1 protein-coding gene is annotated in these 718 nt (G+C 53.2%); it reads left to right on the forward strand.

Features of this window, described 5'->3' with window-relative positions; all coding sequences use genetic code 11:
• Positions 1 to 718 (forward strand): hypothetical protein (locus tag KDH83_RS31025; protein ID WP_212322938.1); only part of this gene is annotated, 718 nt, incomplete at both ends.

Below are 718 nucleotides of genomic sequence, written 5' to 3' on the forward strand. Positions count from 1 at the left end.
GATCGGCACCTGTGCGCACATCCGGCCTTTGCCACGGAAGACACACTATTTCAGCCGACACCGGAACTGGTGCGGACCCACATCACCCATGCACTGAAGCATCTGCTGATCAATGCACCGCTTCAAGGCAAGAGCGCGATTGAACGGTTCCACGCTGATCTGCTAAGTCCCTCTTTTCCCGTGGATGGTGACAGCATCGGCACATTCGTTCGCACCAAGTATCTCGACCGCGCGAAGGATGTAATGGTCGTCAACTTGATCAAGTCTCTGCTTAGTGCGCCTTTCGGCACTGAATCCGCCCAATACATCGGGCAACTTCGTCAAGTTGCCCGAACGCTGCGGGAAGTTGCCAAAGCAAAAACAGCGATCTACGACGAAACAGCCAGAGATCACATCGCACGAAAGTTTGATGCAATTCCAGACGCGCTGCTGCTCAGCATCAGCGCTTTTGTCGAGTGTGATTCCCGCGTGTGGGACTGGCTGTCGGAGTCGACCCGCATTCGATTCAAGCAGTTACTCGGGATTGCCGACGCTGAAGCCCTCAAAGCGCATTCTGCCTTCGATGTGTTTGGCATTCCGGAGCTGGCTAATATTCTGTTGGAACGGTTCGATTCTTTTGAGCAAGACGTTCAGATCGGAATTATTTCTCAAATACCAAGGCGTGAGTTCATTTCTCAGGCCATTCGCATCTATGCTGATTCCAGTGGCTGGCGAACCG

The organism is Achromobacter sp. Marseille-Q0513, assembly GCF_018195695.1.
Taxonomy (GTDB): Bacteria; Pseudomonadota; Gammaproteobacteria; order Burkholderiales; family Burkholderiaceae_B; genus Achromobacter.